Source organism: Bacillus sp. LBG-1-113 (assembly GCF_020708615.1).
Taxonomy (GTDB): domain Bacteria; phylum Bacillota; class Bacilli; order Bacillales; family Bacillaceae; genus Bacillus; species Bacillus mojavensis.
This window is the reverse complement of record NZ_JAJFDG010000007.1, coordinates 159,442-181,099: the sequence shown is the minus strand read 5'-3', so window position 1 is coordinate 181,099 and position 21,658 is coordinate 159,442. Positions and strand designations below refer to the sequence as shown.

Genomic DNA, 21,658 nt, shown 5'->3' with positions numbered 1-21,658 from the left:
GCAAAGGAGGTCTGGCAAATGAAGAAACAAAGATTAATCGTAGCAGGGAACGGAATGGCCGGAATTCGCTGTATTGAAGAAATATTGAAGCTTCATCGTAACATGTTTGAGATTGTCATTTTCGGCAGCGAACCGCATCCCAACTATAATCGCATTCTCTTATCCTCTGTTTTACAGGGGGAGGCAGCGCTCGATGACATTGTGCTGAACAGCAGTGAATGGTACGCCAAGCAAGGCATAACACTTTACACTGGAGAAACGGTCGTGCAAATCAACACAGATTTGCAGCAAGTCACTACAGATCAAAAACGCAGCCTGTCCTACGACAAATTGATCCTGGCAACAGGCTCCTCCCCTCATATTCTCCCCATACCCGGGACAGACAAAGAAGGTGTTTACGGCTTTCGGACAATAGAAGACTGTCAAGCTATTATCAGCATGGCTGAACATTATCAAAAGGCAGCGGTCATCGGCGCCGGCTTATTAGGCCTTGAAGCGGCTGTCGGCCTGCGGCACCTGGGCATGGATGTCAGCGTCGTTCACCACTCCCCCAACATCATGCAAAAACAGCTCGATCAAACAGCGTCTCGTCTGCTGCGGTCTGAGCTGGAACGAAAAGGCTTAACCTTTCTTTTAGAGAAAGACACAGCATCCATTACAGGATGCTCACGGGCAGATGGTATCCGGTTCAGCGACGGTTCTTCGATAAAAGCAGACTTGATTGTAATGGCGGCTGGTGTAAGACCCAATATCCAATTGGCTGCATCAGCCGGACTCGCCGCAAACCGCGGCTTCATCGTCAATCAATTCATGCAGACGAGCAAACCGAATGTGTATGCCGTCGGGGAATGCGCCGAGCATAACGGAATGGTATACGGATTGGTCGCCCCTCTTTATGAACAAGGAAAAGTCCTCGCACAGCACATCTGCGGCGTTCCATGTGAAGGATATCATGGCTCTGCCCAATCGGCAGCCTTAAAAATAGCGGGAATTGATGTTTGGTCGGCAGGAAAGGTGCACGAAGACGCAGGCACGACGAGCATGAAGCTTCATGATGAACATGCGGGTTGCTACAAAAAAGCACTCTTTGAGAACGACAAACTGGCTGGCGTTATTTTATTCGGAGACACACGCGATAAACAGCGGCTTCTCGACAGCCTTCTCAAGCAAAGAGACATTTCCATTGTCAAACAGCAGCTGATCGAACCGGATCAAACGGGCATTTCATTTGCATCCATGCCTTCCACTGAAACCATTTGCCAATGCAACACAGTGACAAAAGGTTTGATTGAAAAAGCGGTGCACAAGAAAGGCTTAAAAACGGTCGAAGAAGTCAAGCAGTGTACAAAAGCATCCGGCTCTTGCGGAGGCTGCAGGCCGCTCGTTGAAGACCTTCTGGAATACATGGCCAGCAGCGAATATACAGAACCAGCCGGCCAGCCTTCGTTTTGCGGCTGCACTGATTTGACGGAAGACGAAGTCATCGCCGAACTGCACCGCTGTCATTTCACTGATCCTGCTGAGGTAATGAATCAGCTTGGCTGGAAAACGAAAAACGGCTGCAATGTTTGTATCCCGGCGCTTCACTATTATATGGAATTGCTGCAGCCCGGCTCTATCCAGTCCCCTAAAGCATCGGCCCAGGATACATGCACCCTCATTCCGCAAATGTACGGCGGGCTGACAAATGCGAAGGAACTCAGAAACATCGCAAACATCATTGAGACATACGGCATCCCCTATGTTTCAATGACTCACGACCAGAGGCTGAAGCTTTCCGGATTCCATCCAAATGACCTTGCAAACATCAGAAAAGAACTGCACATGCCAGTTTTCACTCATCAGCACCGCCGCTCGCTGCGAAGTGTCTTAGCATGTACGTGCGGGGAAGATCGCTCTATTCAAGAGCTGGCAAGCCATATTGAAAGACATGCTGACATACTTCCCATGCCCGATCACATATCGATCAGCTTGTCGTGTGAAAAAGACTGCACAACGGCAGCTATACAGGATATCGGCGCCATTCAAACACAAGAAGGCTGGGACATTTACACAGGCGGCATTCGGGGAGCACATGCCCGTTCCGGAATGCTGTTTTGTGTGACAGATAGCGAAAAAAATACTGCCATTATGATGAAAGGCCTTCTTCAATATTATCGTGAAACGGCTCACTACGCAGAAGCGGTTCATCAGTGGATTGACCGCCTCGGCATCATTCATATCAGAGAGGTATTGTTTGAACAGGATTTGCGGACACAGCTGCTGGAAAACCTCCAAACAGACCTGTCATTGCTGCAAAATCAGCCTGTACAGTCTGGCGCAATGAAGAAAGGATGAGGCATTTTGACTGAACGACTGCTTAGATATTTCCGCGAAAAACAGCAAGACGTCCAATCAGAAAAAACATACGACACCCAATGTCCATTTTGCAGCATGCAATGCAAAATGCAGCTTGTGGAACAAACCATCGTTACACGGAAAAGATATACAGCCATCGGCATCCACAATCCTACGACACAAGGCCGTTTATGCATGAAAGGGATGAATGCCCATCAGCATGCCCTGCACGCCTCCCGCATCACCCGGCCGCTGCTCAAAAAAAACGGTGAATTTGTGCCTGTTTCCTGGGATGAAGCACTGAACTATATAAAGGAGCAAGTCACCCTGATCCAAGCCAAACACGGCCATGATGCGATGGCTGTCTACGGAAGCGCCTCGATTACGAATGAAGAGGCGTATCTGTTAGGAAAGTTCGCACGAGTCGGCTTACAGACAAAATACATCGATTACAACGGCCGGCTCTGTATGTCCGCCGCAGCAACCGGAGCCAACCAAACATTCGGAGCAGACAGAGGCTTAACGAATCCATTATCGGAAATCCCCCGCACCCGAGTGATCATTTTGGCCGGCACCAATATCGCAGAATGCCAGCCGACCATCATGCCGTATTTTGAACAAGCGAAAGAAAATGGGACTTATATCATTGCCATTGACCCCCGGGAAACAGCGACGACAAAAATAGCCGACCTTCATCTAAAAATCAAACCTGGAACAGACGCCGCCCTTGCCAACGGTTTAGTCAAAATCATCATAGACGAACAGCTCATAAACGAAGACTTTATTCGCACACGCACGAACGGATTTGATGAGCTCAAACAGCATATCGGCGCTTTAAATCTGGAAGACATCGCCGAGCAGACAAGTGTTCCTTTAGAGCAAATGCGAAAGGCCGCTATGAAGTTTGCCATGGAAACGTCCGGCATGCTGTTTACAGCCCGCGGCATTGAACAGCAAACCGATGGTACCGCGGCTGTGAGAGGCTTCTTAAATGTGGTGCTGATCACAGGAAAAATCGGCAAGCCTTACTCGGGCTACGGAGCGATCACCGGACAGGGTAATGGGCAAGGCGCCCGAGAGCATGGCCAAAAAGCAGATCAGCTTCCCGGCTACCGTTCCATCGAAAACGAACACCATCGGGCTTATATTGCAAAAGTGTGGGGAGTCAATCCGGATGAGCTCCCGCGAAAAGGCGTCTCAGCCTATGAAATGATGGAAAAAATCAACGATGGAGACATTAAAGGACTGTTTCTAATGTGTTCCAATCCAGCAGTCTCCAGCCCAAATGCCAACCTTGTCAAACAGGCGCTGTCAAAACTGACATTCTTTGTTGCAATCGACTTGTTTATATCTGAAACAGCGAAATTTGCAGATGTCATTTTGCCCGCATCCTCTTACTTAGAAGACGAAGGCACGATGACAAATGTGGAAGGCCGCGTGACATTAAGGGAAGCGAGCCGCCCCTGCCCGGGGGAAGCAAAGCATGATTGGCAGATCATTTGCGAGATCGCGTCCGCTCTTGGAAAAGGCCGTTATTTTCCCTACACGTCTGCGGAGGACATCTTTAACGAATTGAGAGAAGCAAGCCGTGGCGGAATCGCCGATTATTCCGGCATCACATACGACAGGCTCAGACAAGAAGGCGGCATTCACTGGCCGTGTCCTGAACCTGATCACCCCGGAACCGGACGCTTATTTGAGAACTCATTTGCACATCCGGATCATAAAGCGGCATTAAGTGTGATCCCAAACGAACCCGTTATTCCTAAAGAAAAGCCGACTGCCGAATATCCGTTGTTTTTAACGACCGGCAGGGTCATGTCTCATTATTTAACAGGTGTCCAAACGAGAAAAAGCGCCTCTTTGGCCGCAAGAGATTTTGAATCATTTATGGAAATCCATCCGAAAACAGCAGCGGCCTACAATATCGAGGACCGTGTTCTCGTGAACATAGAATCTCCTCGCGGAAGCATCACCGTCCGCAGCAAATGGTCAGAACACATCAGAAAAGACACAGTATTTGTTCCCATCCACTGGGCGGATGCCCAAAACGTAAATGACTTGATTGGTGACAGCCTAGATCCAGCGTGTAAAATGCCCGGTTTTAAGGTATGCGCCGTCCGAGTCAGACCTATTTAAATTTTTCATAAAAATTTTAGAAATTTTCGTATATTTTGTTACATTTTATAACATGCATCTTAAATATTTCTTTTTGCTGTGCTACGCTGGAAAAAACATTGATAAGGAGCGGATCATCTGATGGGGAAAAAACAGCTAGTTCTTGTTGGTAATGGAATGGCCGGGGTAAGGGCCATTGAAGAAATACTGAGTGTTTCAAAAGACGAATTCCAAATCACAATTTTTGGTTCCGAACCGCATCCCAACTACAACCGAATCCTTTTGTCAAAAGTGCTGCAAGGCGATACAGATATCAAAGATATTACGTTAAACGATTGGAACTGGTACGAAGAAAACAATATACAATTGTATACCAATGAAACAGTCATCAAAGTGGACATAGAAAGCAAAACCGTCATCACCGATGCAGGCCGAATACAGCCTTATGATGAACTGATCCTGGCTACAGGCTCTGTCCCTTTTATCCTGCCGATTCCGGGCGCAGACAAAAAAGGCGTCACAGCTTTCCGGGACATAAAGGATACAGACACGATGCTCGCCGCGTCAAAACAATATAAAAAAGCAGCCGTCATCGGCGGGGGCTTGCTTGGCTTGGAAGCTGCGCGCGGCCTGCTGAATCTCGGTATGGAAGTCTCCGTTATCCATCTCGCTCCCTTCCTGATGGAACGCCAGCTTGACGCAACGGCCGGACGCCTGCTGCAAAACGAATTAGAAAAACAAGGAATGACCTTTCTGCTTGAAAAGCAAACAGAAGAGATTCTCGGAGATGACCGGGTCGAGGGCGTCAGATTCAAAGACGGCACAAGCATTGAAGCCGATTTAGTCGTCATGGCCGTCGGCATCCGCCCGAATACAGCGCTTGGGGCCGAAAGCGGCATTCCAGTCAACCGCGGCATTATTGTCAACGATTATATGCAAACCGAAATCCCGCACATTTATGCTGTCGGTGAATGCGCCGAGCACCGAGGAATCGCATACGGACTCGTGGCGCCGCTCTATGAACAGGCGAAAGTGCTCGCTAACCATATCTGCGGTTTTGAAACGAAACCTTATGAAGGCTCCGTTCTCTCCACTCAACTGAAAGTATCAGGAGTTGAGGTCTTTTCTGCCGGTGACTTTCACGAATCAGACGAGAAAAAAGCGATTAAGGTCTTTGATGAACAGGATGGCATTTATAAAAAAGTCGTGCTGCGAGGCAATCAGATTGTCGGAGCTGTTTTATTCGGCGACAGCAGTGAGGGCAACCGCCTGTTTTCGATGATTCAAAAAGAGGCAGATATCTCTGAAACCTCTAAAATCTCAATTTTACAGCCTCTCAACCAAGAAGCGGGCACAAGTCTGACCGCTGCCATGAGCAATGATGAAATCATCTGCGGATGTAACGGTGTGTCAAAAGGAGCAATTATTCAAGCCATCCAGGAACAGGGCTGTTCATCAACAGATGAAATCAAAGCTTGCACCGGCGCGTCCCGCTCATGCGGAGGCTGTAAGCCGCTCGTAGAAGATATCCTTCAGTATACGCTGGGATCAGACTTTGACGCATCAGCCCAAAAAGAAGCGATTTGCGGCTGCACCTCATTGTCGAGAGATGAGGTAGTAGAAGAAATCAAAGCCAAAGGGCTGTCGCATACAAGAGAAGTCATGAACGTGCTCGGCTGGAAAACGCCAGAAGGCTGTTCCAAATGCCGTCCGGCTCTGAACTACTACTTAGGCATGATCAATCCGTTAAAATATGAGGATGACAGAACATCCCGCTTTGTTAATGAACGGATGCACGCCAATATTCAAAAAGACGGTACCTACTCTGTCGTACCGCGGATGTACGGCGGTGTAACCAACTCTCAGGATCTTCGCAAAATCGCTGATGTCGTCGATAAATACGAGATCCCGCTCGTCAAAATGACAGGCGGCCAGCGAATTGACTTGATCGGCGTGAAAAAAGAAGACCTGCCAAAGGTATGGGCCGATCTTGATATGCCGTCGGGCTACGCGTACGGAAAAACACTCCGCACGGTAAAAACATGTGTAGGCGAACAATTCTGCCGCTTTGGCACACAAGACTCCATGGCCCTAGGCATCGACCTTGAGAAAACATTTGAAGGACTCAACACGCCTCATAAAGTGAAAATGGCCGTATCTGCCTGCCCGCGGAACTGTGCGGAGTCCGGCATTAAAGACCTTGGCGTGGTCGGCATCGACGGTGGCTGGGAGCTTTACGTCGGCGGAAACGGCGGAACCCATTTGCGTGCCGGCGACTTGCTGATGAAGGTGAAAACAAATGAAGAAGTCTTGGAATACGCAGGCGCTTACCTTCAATACTACCGGGAAACGGCAAACTACTTAGAACGCACGTCCGCATGGCTGGAGCGCGTCGGTTTATCCCATGTCCAAGATGTTCTAAACGATCCGGAAAAACGGCAGGAGCTGAACGACCGAATGAATGAAACGCTCTCTGTCCACAATGATCCGTGGAAGGACTTCCTGGAAGATAAACAAACCTCTAAAGAATTATTTGAAAATGTCGTGACCACATCATAATGACAGAAACAAACATTGAGGAGGAATGGACATGGTGAACAAAGACGTCACAAAAGTATGTATCGGAAAAATCGAAGAATTGCCTGAACAATTAGGAAAAACAGTGTATATTGAAGATAAGGAGCTTGCGGTCTTTAAGCTTTCAAACGGGAGCATCCGCGCCATTGAAAACCGCTGTCCCCATAAGGGCGGCGTCCTTGCAGAAGGTATCGTCAGCGGCGAATATGTCTTCTGTCCGATGCACGACTGGAAAATCTCCTTGGAAGACGGAATCGTTCAAGAGCCGGATCACGGCTGTGTCAAAACATACGAAACGCTGATCGAAGGAGAACACGTTTATCTCGTATATTGATCAAAGACCGGATCACTTTTAAAGTGATCCTTCATTTTTTACAGTGACGGAAGGATGACATGATCATGAAAAACGGAATCGTATATTTTGTGGGCGCCGGACCTGGAGATCCAGGGCTCATCACCATAAAAGGAAAACAGGCGCTGGAGGAAGCGGATGTCATTTTGTATGACCGGCTCGCAAACCCAAAGCTGCTCGAATACGCATCACCAGACTGCCAGTTCATTTATTGCGGAAAACTGCCGGACCGCCATTTTATGAAACAGGCAGAGATCAATGCCCTGCTGATGGAAAAAGCGTCGGAGGGATTAACCGTTGTCCGTTTGAAGGGCGGAGATCCCAGTGTGTTTGGCAGAGTCGGCGAGGAAGCAGACGCTCTCCACCAGCATGGCATCCGCTATGAAATGGTGCCGGGCATCACCTCGGGAATCGCCGCGCCGCTGTATGCGGGAATCCCCGTCACGCATCGGGATTTCGCTTCGTCTTTCGCCATGATTACCGCACATGATAAATCCTTAAAAGGAACGCCGAACCTTGACTGGGAAGGGCTTGCCCGAAGCGTTCAAACGCTTGTGTTTTACATGGGTGTGAAAAACCTGTCATTTATTTGCCAGCAGCTCATCGCGTACGGAAAATCTCCTTCTGTCCCTGTCATCGTGATTCAATGGGGAACGTGGGGCCGCCAGCGGAGCGTAAAAGGAACGCTGCAGGATATCCATCAAAACATACAGGAACAGCAAATCACAAATCCCGCCATTATCGTCATCGGTGATATTGTAAACGTTCAAACACACAGCTGGTTTGAAAGCAAACCATTCATCGGGCAGCATATGATGGTAGTCACTCATAACGAAGATGAGCATACACTGGCAGACAAGCTGCGCGAATATGGAGCCGATGTCATCGAATGGCCGAAATGGCGAACTGAAAAAATGCCTGTCAACGGGGATATTCTAGAACAGATCAGCACCTTCGAGGATATTTTCTTCACATCACGCCGTGCGGTTTGCGAATTTTTTCAAGTCCTCGCATCCAAACGAATCGACATTCGCCAGCTGACCGCACGCCTGAGTGCAGCGTCAGAAGCAGGAAAGGCAGAGCTTGCAAAACGTGGCTTCATCATATCCGAGCACCATCACAATTCACCTAAAAAGTTGATTGTCGGCAGCCGTCATTCAGTAGAAGAAATGCTGAAATCAGAGTCCTGTTTGTGCTATATCACCCATGAAAACGTCATAGATGAGCGATTCACCCGCATGACCGAGCGTACGATCAGTGAGTCTCCTCTGCACATGATCATTTGCCCCAGCAAGCTGTCCGCTCAGCAATTGATCAGCGCGGGAGAAGAAATCGGCATTTCAACAGAACCGTCCGCAAGCCGCCCCCCTGTCATCTGTATAGGCGACGACACGCCCGCCGCTGCATACGGGTTTACTGCCGTACAAGACCATAAGCAATTATTTGCGTTTATACAAAATGAGCAAGTGGAGAAAAAGCTCCTCCACAGCTGATGAACAGCCTTTTTCCAAAAGGCTGTTTTTATTTATGAACCAATTTTTTGTGGTGGGTGGAATACATCGCCATATTTTCCGCCTGAGGGTCCAGATAAGATTTCGCACTGTTGACGGCAGTCGGGCCTTCTGTAAAACCGCCGGCAATCAATCTGAGCTTGCTTTCATAATAAGCCGCGTCCCCCGCAACAAACACGCCCGGAAGATTTGTCCGCATATGTCTGTCAGCTTTAATCCGGCCTTCTTCAATCTCGAGACCCCAATCCTTCATCGGGCCGAGATCAATTTTAAACCCGTGATTAATAATGAGCTCATCAAGCTCGATTTCCTCGGGATGTCCAGACGCCGCATGACAAACGGTGACGCTTTCGATGCGTTCATCTGTGCCGCTAAGATGTTCAAGCCGATAAGGAGTAAGCACCCGCACAGATGACTGCTTCATTTTCGTCACGCTGCTTTCCAGTCCGCCGAATTCCTCTCTGCGATGCACGACAGTAACAGACGCCGCAATCGGTTCCAGCTCATTAGCCCAATCGACCGCAGTATCTCCCCCGCCAGAAATCACGACCCGTTTGCCTTTAAACGCATCAAGCTTCTCCACTTTATAGTGAAGATTTTTTCCTGCATACCGGCTTGCATCCTGGCTGTCAAACTCATTGACCTCCAGCGTGCCCATGCCGACAGCCAAAATAACGGTTCTTGTATAGTGCTTCTCCCCCTCAGAGCTAGTCAGCACCATGGTTCCGTCATCCAGACGCTCAAATCCGGTCACTCGCTGATTCAGCACAATATCAGGGTCAAACGTCGCCGCCTGCTCCTTCAGCTGTTCGATCAGCTGCTCCCCGGCAATCCCCGGTATCCCGCCAATATCGCGAATCATCTTCTCAGGGAAAAATAAAGACACCTTTCCCCCGAGCCGCGGCAAAAACTCGATCACTTTCGTTTTCAGCTCCCGCATGCCGCAGTAAAAAGCCGTAAACAGCCCGATCGGTCCCCCGCCTATAATCGTGACGTCATACACCTCTTGATTTTCAGCCATCCGTCCTGCCTCCCGTTCCAAATCTATCATTAACGTTATAACGTTTAATTGAGAATGAATATCAATACAAAGTATATCATATTTCTAGAGTCCGTGTTCAACCATTTCGTCGGCCCTGAGTAATAATTCCCGCAGTTCACTACGTCACTGGATTTCTTAGAATCCTAAACAAGGTGAAACGATCCTTCCTCCTCTTCCGTCAAACAATCAGTGCCTTTTTTCGTGATATAATCAGAGGCAGCTTACCATGAGCGGAGGTTTTATTGTGACAGCACAATCGTCTTTTCTTCAGCTGAATTCTATTTTTATCAGTATTTTAATAGAAGCCATTCCGTTTATTCTGATTGGCGTCATTCTGTCCGGAATCATTCAAATGTTTGTTTCTGAAGAAATGATTGCAAGGATCATGCCGAAAAACCGGTTTCTCGCAGTCTTATTTGGTGCGCTTGCCGGCATCTTATTTCCCGCCTGCGAATGCGGCATTATCCCGATTACGAGGCGGCTTCTGCTAAAAGGGGTTCCCCTGCATGCGGGCGTTGCTTTTATGCTGACCGCTCCTATCATCAATCCCATTGTTTTGTTTTCTACGTATATTGCGTTCGGGAATAGATGGAGCGTGGTCTTTTACCGGGGCGGGCTGGCGCTGGCTGTCTCGGTGATTATTGGCATCATCTTATCCTATCAATTTAAGGATAACCAGCTGTTAAAGCCCGATGAAGCCGGGCATCACCATCATCATCACCACACCCTGTTTCAAAAGCTGGGAGGGACCTTGCGTCACGCCATTGATGAATTTTTCTCCGTGGGGAAATATTTAATTATCGGCGCCTTTATCGCAGCCGCGATGCAGACGTACGTCAAAACATCCACTCTGCTTGCGATCGGCCAGAATGATGTATCTTCTTCCCTCGTGATGATGGGTCTGGCGTTTGTCTTGTCGCTTTGTTCAGAAGTGGATGCATTTATTGCGTCTTCCTTCAGCAGCACATTTTCTTTAGGCTCGCTCATCGCCTTTCTCGTCTTCGGTGCGATGGTTGATATTAAGAATCTCTTGATGATGCTCGCGGCCTTCAAAAAACGATTTGTTTTCCTGCTGATTACGTATATTGTCGTGATCGTCTTAGCGGGATCACTACTTGTAAAGGGGTGATTGGATGTTTCGTCTATTGGTGCTGATGGGATTTACATTTTTCTTTTATCATCTGCATACCTCAGGAAATCTAACAAAATATATCAATATGAAATATTCCTATCTGTCCTTTATTGCGATCTTCCTGCTGGCCATTTTGACAGCTGTTCAAGCGTATTTGTTTGTCAAATCGCCTGAAAAAGGCGGGCATCATCATGACGATGATTGCGGCTGCGGCCATGATCACGAGCATGACCATGAACAAAACAAACCATTTTATCAGCGGTATTTTATTTACCTTGTTTTTCTTTTCCCTTTGGTGTCAGGCATCTTTTTTCCGATTGCGACGCTTGACTCATCTATCGTCAAAACAAAAGGGTTCTCGTTTAAGGCCATGGAAAGCGGAGACCACTACTCTCAAACCCAGTATCTGCGGCCTGATGCCAGCCTTTATTATGCGCAAGACAGCTATGACAAGCAGATGAAACAGCTGTATAAAAAATATTCTGGCAAAAAAGAGATTTCTCTGACCGATGATGATTTCTTAAAAGGCATGGAAACCATTTATAACTATCCAGGCGAATTTCTCGGACGGACGATTGAATTTCATGGATTTGCGTATAAAGGAAACGCGATAAACAAAAACCAGCTGTTCGTATTGCGGTTTGGCATTATTCACTGTATCGCTGATTCCGGCGTGTACGGGATGCTTGTGGAGTTTCCGAAGGACATAAACATCAAGGATGATGAATGGGTTCAAATTAAGGGCACTCTTGCCTCAGAATATTATCAGCCATTCAAATCCACCCTTCCTGTCGTGAAAGTGACAGACTGGAACACCATTAAAAAACCTGATGATCCGTATGTCTACAGAGGATTTTAATTGAAGACGAAACCAGTACAAGTACTGGTTTCTTTTTTATTTCTTTTTCATCAGCATCAAATCAAGATAGAGCTGGCATCGCGTTCTGAAATCGCTTAAATCGATGGATGTCATCTCAAGAATCTGCTTGATGCGGTAATTTAATGTGTTTTGGTGAATAAACAGCTGTTCCGCGGCTGGTTTTGTTTTGCAGTTGTTGAGGAGATAGATTTCCAGCGTCTTCAGCAGCTCGGTGCTGCTTTCTTGGTCTTTTGCTTTTAGTAAAGCTAAATCCTTATTCTCGTATTCCAAAAAGTCATTTTTCTGTTCAATGCTTTCTAAATAACGATAAATACCGAGCTTCTCATATTCATATGGAATGTTTTCCTGGTTGCCGGTTATTTCTGCGGCTTTAATGACTTCCAATGCTTCTGTATAGCTTTTGCCGAGCTTTAAGATGTGGTCATATTCGTTTCCGATACCGATATAGATAGGGGTAGGAATTTTTTGAAAGTGAAAATGTGTTAACAGCTTGTTAATGAATTCAACAGCTGCTGAGGAGGCGGAGCTTTTTTGGGAAAAACTCGCTACGACGATGACAATATTTGATTCTATCGTTAAGACATGACTGACTTTATCCCGCAAATTCAGGTAAGACCTGATATTTTCCTTTAAATCTTCCACCGCTTCCCCATCCCCATTCGCGGCGTGCAGGATGACAACTGAAAACACAGAAGGCAGCACGGTGTTAATTCTCTCAGCTTCCCGCCTGAGCTCCTTTTCAGAAATAAATTGCTGATAGATAGCCCGTTTGATGAGGTCCTCAGCTCTTTCTTCCTTTTCCTGTTTCAGCTTGTTCGCTTTATAAATAATTTTTCCGACATGGAAGGAGGTCTCGTACAAAAAGTCGAGCTCTTCGTCTGTCAGATCACGATCCAGTTCCTGAATCCAGATGTAGCCCATGACTTCCCCTTTATGCTTTGCACTCACGACTACCCTCTGATTTAACCCAATGCTCTCAATTTTATTGACGCGAAAAGGCTCAGGTTCTGTTTTCAGCTTTTCAATGATCCCGTCCTTCAAAAACCTCTCAAAAATCTGAACTGGACATTTTTTTGAAAAAATAGTCTGCTGGTTCGCAGAATCAAAATGGTTAATATAGTAAGAATTGTAGGCTAACAAAAAGAAATCCGCGCTTTCCAGTATCACTGGTTTTTGCAGCTCATAGCTGATAAAGTCAATCAGCTTATCAACATCTGAAAATGAAAAAACTCTCTCTAAAAGCTCTTCCATACCTTTTTCTCCTATACTTTTTTTTACTTTAATCATATCCATACGGGGTCTTTTTGTATAGAAAAAAATACGTTTGTTTCCAAAAGAAAAAACAGCGGTCTTAAAAGGAGAAAAGAGGAAAAAGGGACATCCCCTTCCTCCTCCTTTCGATCTTTATTGTGACATCGTATCTTGATAGTCTTTAAACTGTTCTGTAACATCTTGTGACGGAGCCTGCGTCAATACACTGACGATATAGACAGATAATAGACTCGCAGCAAAACCAGGTATGATTTCATACAGAAAGTCCGAAAGACCGGCATTCGCCCAAATGATTACAGTTGCTGCTCCCACAATCATGCCGGCGAGTGCCCCCCATTTGGTCATTCGTTTCCAAAACAGACTGAGCAGTACTACCGGCCCGAATGATGCACCGAAGCCCGCCCACGCGTAGCTGACCAACCCAAGGATGGTATTGTTTTTCTCCCAAGCCAGAACTAACGCGACAATTGAAACAGCCAGCACAGCCAGACGGCCCAAAAACACCAGTTCTTTATCAGAAGCTGAGCGCCGGAACATCGACTTATACAAATCCTCTACCAAGGAGCTTGACGTAACAAGCAGCTGTGAAGAAATTGTACTCATAATGGCCGCTAAAATCGCAGAAATTAGAAAGCCTGTAATAATTGGGTGGAATAAAATATTTCCTAATTGGATAAATATAGTCTCCGGGTCCTTCAATGACATGCCCCGCTGATGGTAATAAGCGATTCCGCCCAAACCTGTCAGCACTGCGCCGACTGCCGAAAGAATCATCCATCCCATTCCGATTCTGCGTGCTCTTTTTATCTCTTTGACAGATGTAATCGCCATAAAACGCACAATGATATGCGGCTGGCCAAAGTAGCCCAAGCCCCAGGCAAACAGTGAAATAATGCCAAGAACACTGGTTCCTTTAAAAATATTAAACATATCAGGGTCCACAGAGCGGATCTCAGCAGTTGTTTCACCTATTCCCCCGGTGTGGAAAAACGTAACGATAGGAACGAGAATAAGCGCTGCAAACATAATGATCCCTTGAACAAAATCTGTCCAGCTGACAGCCAGAAAGCCCCCAAACAGGGTATACGCCACAACAACACCTGTCACCACCCACAAGCCGGTGTGATAATTCATTCCCAGGATGCTGTTGAACAAGACACCGCCGGACACCATTCCGGACGATACATAAAATGTGAAAAAGACTAAAATGACAATTCCCGAAAACAATCTAAGGAGCTTTGTTTGATCTCCGAAACGATTTTCAAGGAATCCGGGAATCGTAATTGAATTCCCCGCTTTTTCAGTATATGTTCTCAGCCGCGGTGCGACGTAGAGCCAGTTCGCCCATGCACCAAGGCAAAGACCGAACACAATCCAAATACCGCTCAGCCCAGTTGAAAACATGGCGCCCGGAAGCCCCATCAGCAGCCAGCCGCTCATATCGGCAGCTCCCGCACTGAGAGCGGTTACAGCCGGACCTAAGGAACGTCCTCCCAGCATGTAATCCGTCAGGTTTGACGTACGTTTGTAGGCAAAGTAGCCGATCAGCAGCATCCCCGCCATATAAATACAAATCGAAATAATCAGCTGTGTGTTTTCTATAGCACTTCCTCCTCTTTTTTATAGTATATGGATGAAATGGACACCCCCGCAGGGAGGATGCCCATTTAGTCCCGCTTTAGAACATTTCACTGATTGTTTTTGCCTGCATGTGCAGTGCCAGGTAATCCGGACCGCCGGCTTTTGAATCCGTGCCGGACATTTTGAAGCCGCCGAATGGATGGTAGCCAACGATGGCTCCTGTACAGTTGCGGTTAAAGTACAGATTTCCAACATGGAATTCTTGTTTTGCACGCTCAATGTGCTTGCGGTTGTTTGTGATTACCGCTCCCGTTAAACCGTACTCAGTATTGTTCGCCACTTCTAATGCTTCATCAAAGCTTGATACTTTTGAGAAAGCGACAACAGGCCCGAAAATTTCTTCCTGCATGAGTCTTGCTTTCGGATCAAGGTCAGCGAAGATCGTCGGTTTGATGAAGAATCCTTTTGAATCGTCACCAGTACCGCCGCTTACTAATCGGCCTTCCTCTTTTCCGATCTCGATATAGCTCATAATTTTATCATAAGAACCCTGGTCAATGACAGGTCCCATGTAAACATCTGCGCTGTCAGGGCTTGCCGTTACTTTAGACTCTGTGATTTCAATAACGCGCTCTAATACTTGATCATACACTTTTTCATGAACAACAGCACGTGAACCTGCAGAACATTTTTGGCCCGCAAAGCCGAATGCAGATGTAAAGATGGATTGAGCCGCCAATTCAATGTCCGCATCCTCATCGACAACCACCGTATCCTTACCGCCCATTTCAGCGATAACACGCTTTAAGTGCTGCTGGCCTGGCTGAACTTTTGCCGCGCGTTCGAAGATTCTCGTACCGACTTCTCTTGATCCCGTAAACGTGATAAGGCTTGTTTTTGGATGGTCAACAAGGTAGTCACCGACTTCCGCTCCGCTTCCAGGAACAAAGTTGACAACGCCTTTTGGCAGGCCGGATTCTTCAAGAACCTCAACGAATTTCGCAGCAATGACAGGCGTTGCGCTCGCAGGTTTAAGAACAACTGTGTTACCGGTAACGATCGGCGCTACTGTTGTTCCCGCCATAATCGCGAACAAGAAGTTCCAAGGCGGAATAACGACTGTTACACCAGTCGGCGTGTATACATATTGGTTTTTCTCGCCTTCACGGCTGTTGACCGGTTTGCCTTTTGCCAGTTCAATCATTTGGCGTGCATAATATTCCATGAAGTCAATCGCTTCAGCAGTATCAGCATCTGCCTCGTTCCAAGGCTTCCCTGCTTCTTTCACGAGCAAAGCGGAAAATTCATGCTTTCTGTTGCGGACTTTGGCAGCCGCGCGGAACAGGACAGCCGCTCTTTCTTCCGGAGACGTGTATCTCCACTCTTCAAAGGCTTTAGCCGCCGCTTCAATGGCTTGCTCAGCGTGCTCTTGAGAAGCTTTTGAGACTCTGCCGACAACCTCTTCTTTATTAGCCGGGTTAATGGAAACGATCTTCGCTTCTGTTTCCACTCTTTCACCGTTGATGATAAGCGGATAGTCTTTTCCTAAATATTCGTTTACTGTCGCAAGCGCTTTTTTAAACGCTTCTACGTTGTTTTGGTCTTGGAAATTTGTGAATGGTTCATGTTTGTAAGGTGTTGTCATTGTAATCTCTCCTTTTTTACTTCTTCGTCATTCCTTTGAAAGCAAATGCAATATTTGACGGACGTTCTGCCAGGCGTCTCATAAAGTAGCCGTACCAATCCTCTCCGTAAGGCAGGTAGACTCTCATGTTATAACCTTCTTTTACGAGGCTGAGCTGGGTTTGCGACCGCATGCCGTACAGCATCTGGAATTCAAACATGTCATTGGAAATGCCGTTTTCCCTGGCAAGCTGCTTTGTATAATCGATCATTTTATCGTCATGTGTCGCAATCGCTGTGTAGTGACCATTTAAGAGCTGCTTTCGGATGATTTTTTTGTAGTTCTCATCGACATCGCTTTTTTCCGGAAAAGCCACTTTTTCTGATTCCTTATATGCTCCTTTTACAAGACGAAGGAACGGTTTCAAAGAATCCAAATCGTCAATATCGTTTTCCGTGCGGTACAGATAGGCCTGCAACACCGTGCTTACATACTCGTATTTCCTTCTGAAGTCCTTGAATATATCAAGCGTTTTCTGGCATCTGACCTCGTCTTCCATGTCTATGGTGACCATGACTTTATGCTTCTCGGCCGTCTGGACGATTTTCGTCATATTTTCATACACCAGATCCATATCTATATCGAGACCTAAAGACGTCATCTTTAAAGAAACGTGTGAGTTCAGCCGCTGATCCGCAATGGTCTCAATGGTTTGGATGCATTCTTCCGTGCGTTCCCTTGCGACCTCGGCGCTGTTCACAAACTCGCCTAAATGATCGACAGTAACTGACAAGCCTTGGCTGTTAAGCTGTCGAATTGTCGGGATTGAACTGTTAAAATCATTCCCGCCGATAATTTTACCCGCTGCTACCCGGCTTCCCCAGTTTCTCGCCATCTTATTGAGAAAGCCGCTTTTGGATAAAAACAAGAAAAAATCTCTTGTGATCACTTCCAACCTCAACACCCCGCAATCTAAGAAGTATTTGTATGAGTTTATTGTAAATGGACAAAACCTCCGTTCACAATATTCTCAAAATACAAAGATTCTGATTATTTTTGTGGGTTTCTCACAATCAGATAGTTAGAAAGTCGGGGGACTTCCTGTCGAAATATGGAGAGAGGAAGCGACATGAAACATCAGCTTCCTCCATCATTCCACACTTCTTCAACAGTATTCAAAAGCAACCGATTCAGCTCAGGCGTGATATCTTTTTTGATGATCTTCAGTGTTTTGGCCGCCTCCATAATTCTTTCAATCTCCGTTTCAATGAATTCGTGAATGACTTGAATTCTTGCTTCAAGATCAAGCTCTTCGCCTCTTCTTTTCCGTTCAAGCAAAGTTTCCATTTCTGCCTTTAGCTCAGGGTCAGTAACAAGTTCATTCATCAAAACAGTAAAATCCATCGGCGGAATGGTTCCGTGCTTTTCAATCCACTTGCACGCCAGTATCGGCCGCAGCACGTAAAAATACTTTTTGATTTTCACCTCTTGCCCCTGCAGGTAATCCTTGACGTTTCTTTTTGCCATATTGATATAGTGATACACATTGGCTTCAGGCTTAAACGCTGTGCTTCGCAGCTTTCTCAGCTGCTCTGCGGTCGTAAAGGCTTCGTAATACACAATGTCTGAGGACAGCCACTCAAGCAGCGGAGGGTTTGATTTTTTGAATAGACGCAGCGTTTTTCTCAGTTCCCAGCCGCTGATGTCCAACAAATCGTGGATCGGCTCTTCAATGACATCCCGCTCCTGCTCAATTGAAAAATACCACTCCTTTTTCGGCACATAAATAAAGCGGACATCATAATCGCTGTCTTGCGACGGGAATCCCCAAGCACGGCTCCCTGATTCAACGGCATACACAATTTTAACGCTGTACTCTTGCTCAATCCGTTTTAGTTCATCAATGATTCTTTGTTTCATATATATTCGTCTCCCGTCTTTTCTCATTCCGGCTGTTTGCAGAAAAAAACCGCCCGATGATGCGGCGGCTCTTCGCGTCTGTCAGCCTTTAAGATGCTGCTTAAAGAAGGCAAGCTTTTCCGTTTGAAAGGCAGGGATATACTCATGCCCAAAGTAGCGGTACACCTTCAGCTCTTTTTCTGTCTCCAGATGGTTATATGCCGCAAACACAGTAGAAGGCGGCGTAATCTTGTCAATCAGCCCGATCGACATCAGTACAGGCACCTTCACCCTGTCAGCCAGATTCATAATATCGAAATACGTTAGTGTATTCATGGCCCGCTCTTCTGTTTCCGGGCTGCCATTTCTTCTGAAAAAGGAATTGATTTCGAGATACGGCTGTTCAAGCGCCACATCGATGGCTCGCTCGAAATTGCTTAAATAAGGATAATCAGCAACAGCGGCTTTCGGAATATCTGACAGAGCAGCGGCCGCAATGGTTATGCCTCCGCCCTGGCTTCCGCCTGTCACGCCGATTCTCGTTTCGTCGACTTCATCAAAGCTGCTGATGACTTCAAGCGCGCGGACGGCGTCCAAATAAACTCCCCGGTAGTAGTATGTATCTTTATCAAGAATTCCTTTCGTCATCCAGCCCAATGCGTGTCCGTGCGGAGAAATACTGGTGTCCTCGCTGCCCTGCTGGCCGCGGACAAGCATGCCGAACGCAGCGTATCCGTGCAGCGCCCAATTGACCATTTCATGAATGTCTCCGTCATAGCTTGCATTGTAGCCGTGATATTTGACGATCGCCGGATGCGGGCCTTCTTTGTCAGGCACCGCATACCATCCGGCAATGCTGGCATTTCCAAAACTTTTATATGTAAGGCGGTATACCTTCACTCCATCAGCAGGATAATCAACCGGCTGTAAGTCAGGAACTGCTTGAACTTCGGCAAGCTCATTCAAAGAGGACTTCCAAAACTCAGAAAAATCTTTTTGGGCAGTTTTGTCAGGCTTATACGTTTGCAATTGGTCGAGCGGCATATCGAATAGTTGCATTTCCGATTATTCTCCTTTGTTTAATAAGATTTAGTTTATTCTATACTATCACGTTTTGAACCTATTTTCTAAATTTTTTAACATCTAATTTCTGATTCAATCCCTCGATGTGAATTCGTTCTTGTGATGAATAGGCTTCTATCCTTGAACACCATACTCACTCTTCTTGATCAAACGTTTGTTTAACCGATTCCCGGCTAAATTCCATAAAGGCCTGTGCGGTCAGACTGACATAGCGGTTTTTTAAAAATACAAAAACAAGAGTGCGTGAAGGCGCGGATTGAAGCGATAAATAGATGACACCCGGATCTTTGTCCCTTTTGACCATATTTGGGCCAGTGTTACCCCAAACCGTTTGCGACAAGGGATTGCGCGATTTTGATGTGCTCGTTTTAAACGCGGCGTTTGGCTTAAAGCCGCTTTCCGCACATAGGTCAAGTACCATCCGGCGAAAACCGTATGCCTCCATCTCAAGCAGCACGCACGGCTTCCGGCTCCCCTCACCTTCCAGCGCTTTATCAATCAGTGCAGTCATTTCGAGCGGCATCCACCTTTGTTTTTCCTTTGATACGGCAAGAACGATCGGCTCAGTCAGCAAGGGTTCAATGGAGAGCCTCACATCCTCAATCGGCAAGGATAACCTCTCCCTTTGCCGTTATCTCCTCTAAGGCAGCCGGGTCTTTTTCAATAAGCTGAACCTCCACATGGGGATAATGCGCCCAAAATTGCTTCAGAAGCGGGGGAAAGATATATCTCCCTGTTACTGCGGGAATCCCGATCGAAAGCTTGTCCCCCAGTCCTTGCCTGCATCTTCACCAGCAAATCACCCTTAATCGAATGATGTCCTCAGCCTTTTCAATGAAACGGCGGCCGTGCGGTGTCAGCGTAACAGAGCCGTGTGACCTGTGAAAAAGAGTAAGCCCCAGCTCCGTCTCCAGCTTTTTGATTTACTGGCTGAGAGAAGGCTGGGCGATTGGAAGGTGCTCCGCCGCTTCGTCCAAGATATAAAAATGATCATAACAGAAATTGCTAACATCATCCATATCATAACAAACAAAAATGAAGGAGCTGGTTCATTTGGCCAAACGAAACTCCGTTTTCGAAAAACACTGAGATGTATCGTGATAAGAAGGTATTTGCTGAGGGGAGATTTAGCGATGCTGATCAAATTTGCGGAATGCCGTGCAGAGCAACAAGTGCTTGATGCGGAGCGGGAGCGGGCCATACGGTGCTGGCATTTGCCCCTTATGTCCAAGAATGCATCGGCATTGATGCGACGCAGGAAATGGTTGACGTTGCTTCATCTTTTGCGGAAGAAAAAGCCGCTGCCAATATATATATACACTTTCAGAAAGGGACAGCGTCTGACGAAGGCCCATAGACACAAAACGGAAAGCCTAATCCTTTAGCTTAAAAGCGATATTCATCCAAGGTGTAAAGCGATAAAAAAAGCCGTGCATCCCGCACGGCTTCTACATTGGCTGATAAAGATCCCAGCCGATTTTTAGCGTCTCCACAATGTAATCTGCAATCTCTTCGGGAGCAAGGTTGTCTGTTTCCACTTTTGAATTGTGCTTATCATAAATGACTTTTCTCTCGTTAAACAGCTGCTCCATTTCGTCCATTGACCGATTATGCAGCACCGGGCGGCTTTCGATCAGCAAATTCGCGCGCTGCTTCCAGTTCTCCCAAGACAGATCAAGGTGAAGCACCAGACAATGTTCGAGACAGCACTTTCTGATTTCCTCTTGTTTAAAAGAGCCTCCGCCAAGTGAGACAATTTTAAATCTTGTATGATGGCATAAATTCAGGATATATTCTTTTTCTGTTTTCCGGAAAAAGTCTTCACCTTTTTTTTCAAACATCTCAGGGATCGACATGTTGAAATCCTTTTCGATTTCTTGGTCAATATCGATAAAATCTCTATATAATTTCTTAGCGACCAATTGGCCGATTGTCGTTTTTCCTACACCCATGAATCCAATCAGGACGATATTTCTTTCTCTTACTGGGATGGCTCGTTTAGCGTTCATCTTCGGCGAAATCCTCCTAAGGAATGAAAGTTTATCTTCATTATATGCTGATTTTGCGAATATTTATATAGGTACCGGCTCGGGCTTTCTCTATTTCATCGTCATCCGTTCAAGCTTTCCTACAATAAAACATGAGAAAACGCAATGGACGAAACGTCGTTTTTGAGCAGCCGGCTCCGTTTCTTTTTTGCGTCCAACCTTCTTGGTCGAATGTAATTCATTGTACAACATTTTCAGACAT

18 protein-coding genes and 1 pseudogene are annotated in these 21,658 nt (G+C 46.6%); 8 read left to right on the top strand and 11 right to left on the bottom strand.

Going from position 1 to position 21,658, the window contains the following annotated elements; genetic code table 11:
• Positions 1 to 18: 18 nt before the first annotated feature.
• From nirB to cobA, 5 genes are all read left to right on the top strand, one after another.
• Positions 19 to 2,337 carry a nitrite reductase large subunit NirB gene (gene nirB, locus LJF29_RS16565; protein ID WP_229149718.1) on the top strand — a complete coding sequence of 773 codons (2,319 nt, stop codon included), beginning with the start codon at positions 19 to 21 and terminating at the stop codon, positions 2,335 to 2,337.
• A gap of 6 nt (positions 2,338 to 2,343) precedes the next feature.
• Entirely contained in the window at positions 2,344 to 4,476 is a 2,133-nt protein-coding gene (gene nasC, locus LJF29_RS16560) for an assimilatory nitrate reductase catalytic subunit NasC (protein WP_229149712.1), read from the top strand.
• A gap of 120 nt (positions 4,477 to 4,596) precedes the next feature.
• Positions 4,597 to 7,014, top strand: coding sequence for an NADPH-nitrite reductase (gene nasD, locus LJF29_RS16555; protein ID WP_229149710.1), 2,418 nt, complete (start codon positions 4,597 to 4,599; stop codon positions 7,012 to 7,014).
• A 31-nt stretch (positions 7,015 to 7,045) separates the two neighbouring features.
• A complete protein-coding gene (nirD, locus tag LJF29_RS16550) occupies positions 7,046 to 7,366 on the top strand; it encodes a nitrite reductase small subunit NirD (RefSeq protein ID WP_010332967.1) in 321 nt (106 codons plus the stop codon).
• Between the two features lie 59 nt (positions 7,367 to 7,425).
• Entirely contained in the window at positions 7,426 to 8,877 is a 1,452-nt protein-coding gene (gene cobA, locus LJF29_RS16545) for a uroporphyrinogen-III C-methyltransferase (protein WP_229149705.1), read from the top strand.
• Between the two features lie 28 nt (positions 8,878 to 8,905).
• Here the strand turns inward: cobA and LJF29_RS16540 are convergent, their stop codons facing one another.
• Positions 8,906 to 9,916 carry an NAD(P)/FAD-dependent oxidoreductase gene (locus LJF29_RS16540; protein ID WP_229149703.1) on the bottom strand — a complete coding sequence of 337 codons (1,011 nt, stop codon included), beginning with the start codon at positions 9,914 to 9,916 and terminating at the stop codon, positions 8,906 to 8,908.
• Between the two features lie 265 nt (positions 9,917 to 10,181).
• Between LJF29_RS16540 and LJF29_RS16535 the strand changes: the two genes are divergently transcribed.
• Both LJF29_RS16535 and LJF29_RS16530 read left to right on the top strand, forming a co-directional pair.
• Entirely contained in the window at positions 10,182 to 11,066 is an 885-nt protein-coding gene (locus tag LJF29_RS16535) for a permease (protein ID WP_168746890.1), read from the top strand.
• A gap of 4 nt (positions 11,067 to 11,070) precedes the next feature.
• Positions 11,071 to 11,928, top strand: coding sequence for a TIGR03943 family putative permease subunit (locus LJF29_RS16530; RefSeq protein ID WP_229149700.1), 858 nt, complete (start codon positions 11,071 to 11,073; stop codon positions 11,926 to 11,928).
• Positions 11,929 to 11,964: 36 nt separating this feature from the next.
• Here the strand turns inward: LJF29_RS16530 and putR are convergent, their stop codons facing one another.
• The 9 genes from putR to LJF29_RS21265 form a co-directional block, all read right to left on the bottom strand.
• The gene (gene putR, locus LJF29_RS16525) at positions 11,965 to 13,200 is read right to left on the bottom strand and encodes a proline utilization transcriptional regulator PutR (RefSeq protein ID WP_229149698.1); all 1,236 of its coding nucleotides are present in this window, start codon (positions 13,198 to 13,200) and stop codon (positions 11,965 to 11,967) included.
• 153 nt (positions 13,201 to 13,353) lie between these two features.
• Positions 13,354 to 14,808, bottom strand: a complete 1,455-nt coding sequence (gene putP / locus LJF29_RS16520) for a sodium/proline symporter PutP (RefSeq protein ID WP_411802061.1) — start codon at positions 14,806 to 14,808, stop codon at positions 13,354 to 13,356.
• A 91-nt stretch (positions 14,809 to 14,899) separates the two neighbouring features.
• Entirely contained in the window at positions 14,900 to 16,447 is a 1,548-nt protein-coding gene (gene pruA, locus LJF29_RS16515) for an L-glutamate gamma-semialdehyde dehydrogenase (protein WP_168746888.1), read from the bottom strand.
• A gap of 16 nt (positions 16,448 to 16,463) precedes the next feature.
• The gene (gene putB / locus LJF29_RS16510) at positions 16,464 to 17,375 is read right to left on the bottom strand and encodes a proline dehydrogenase PutB (RefSeq protein ID WP_229149737.1); all 912 of its coding nucleotides are present in this window, start codon (positions 17,373 to 17,375) and stop codon (positions 16,464 to 16,466) included.
• A 188-nt stretch (positions 17,376 to 17,563) separates the two neighbouring features.
• A complete protein-coding gene (locus LJF29_RS16505; protein WP_229149697.1) occupies positions 17,564 to 18,346 on the bottom strand; it encodes a nucleotidyltransferase domain-containing protein in 783 nt (260 codons plus the stop codon).
• Between the two features lie 81 nt (positions 18,347 to 18,427).
• Positions 18,428 to 19,384 (bottom strand): cephalosporin C deacetylase, encoded by a 957-nt coding sequence (gene cah, locus LJF29_RS16500; RefSeq protein ID WP_010332956.1) that lies wholly within the window; start codon positions 19,382 to 19,384, stop codon positions 18,428 to 18,430.
• A gap of 157 nt (positions 19,385 to 19,541) precedes the next feature.
• Positions 19,542 to 20,018 carry a LysR family transcriptional regulator substrate-binding protein gene (locus LJF29_RS16495; RefSeq protein ID WP_267496091.1) on the bottom strand — a complete coding sequence of 159 codons (477 nt, stop codon included), beginning with the start codon at positions 20,016 to 20,018 and terminating at the stop codon, positions 19,542 to 19,544.
• On the bottom strand, positions 20,008 to 20,133 hold the full coding sequence (locus LJF29_RS21190; RefSeq protein WP_324255129.1) for a hypothetical protein: 126 nt from the start codon (positions 20,131 to 20,133) through the stop codon (positions 20,008 to 20,010). The genes LJF29_RS16495 and LJF29_RS21190 overlap by 11 nt, the downstream gene beginning before the upstream one ends.
• 63 nt (positions 20,134 to 20,196) lie before the next feature.
• A complete protein-coding gene (locus LJF29_RS21265; RefSeq protein ID WP_324255128.1) occupies positions 20,197 to 20,310 on the bottom strand; it encodes a hypothetical protein in 114 nt (37 codons plus the stop codon).
• 188 nt (positions 20,311 to 20,498) lie between these two features.
• Between LJF29_RS21265 and LJF29_RS16490 the strand changes: the two are divergent.
• Positions 20,499 to 20,747: pseudogene (locus LJF29_RS16490) on the top strand (class I SAM-dependent methyltransferase); the annotation flags it as partial.
• Positions 20,748 to 20,856: 109 nt separating this feature from the next.
• Here the strand turns inward: LJF29_RS16490 and LJF29_RS16485 are convergent.
• Positions 20,857 to 21,417, bottom strand: coding sequence for a shikimate kinase (locus LJF29_RS16485; RefSeq protein ID WP_127696038.1), 561 nt, complete (start codon positions 21,415 to 21,417; stop codon positions 20,857 to 20,859).
• Between the last annotated feature and the right edge of the window lie 241 nt (positions 21,418 to 21,658).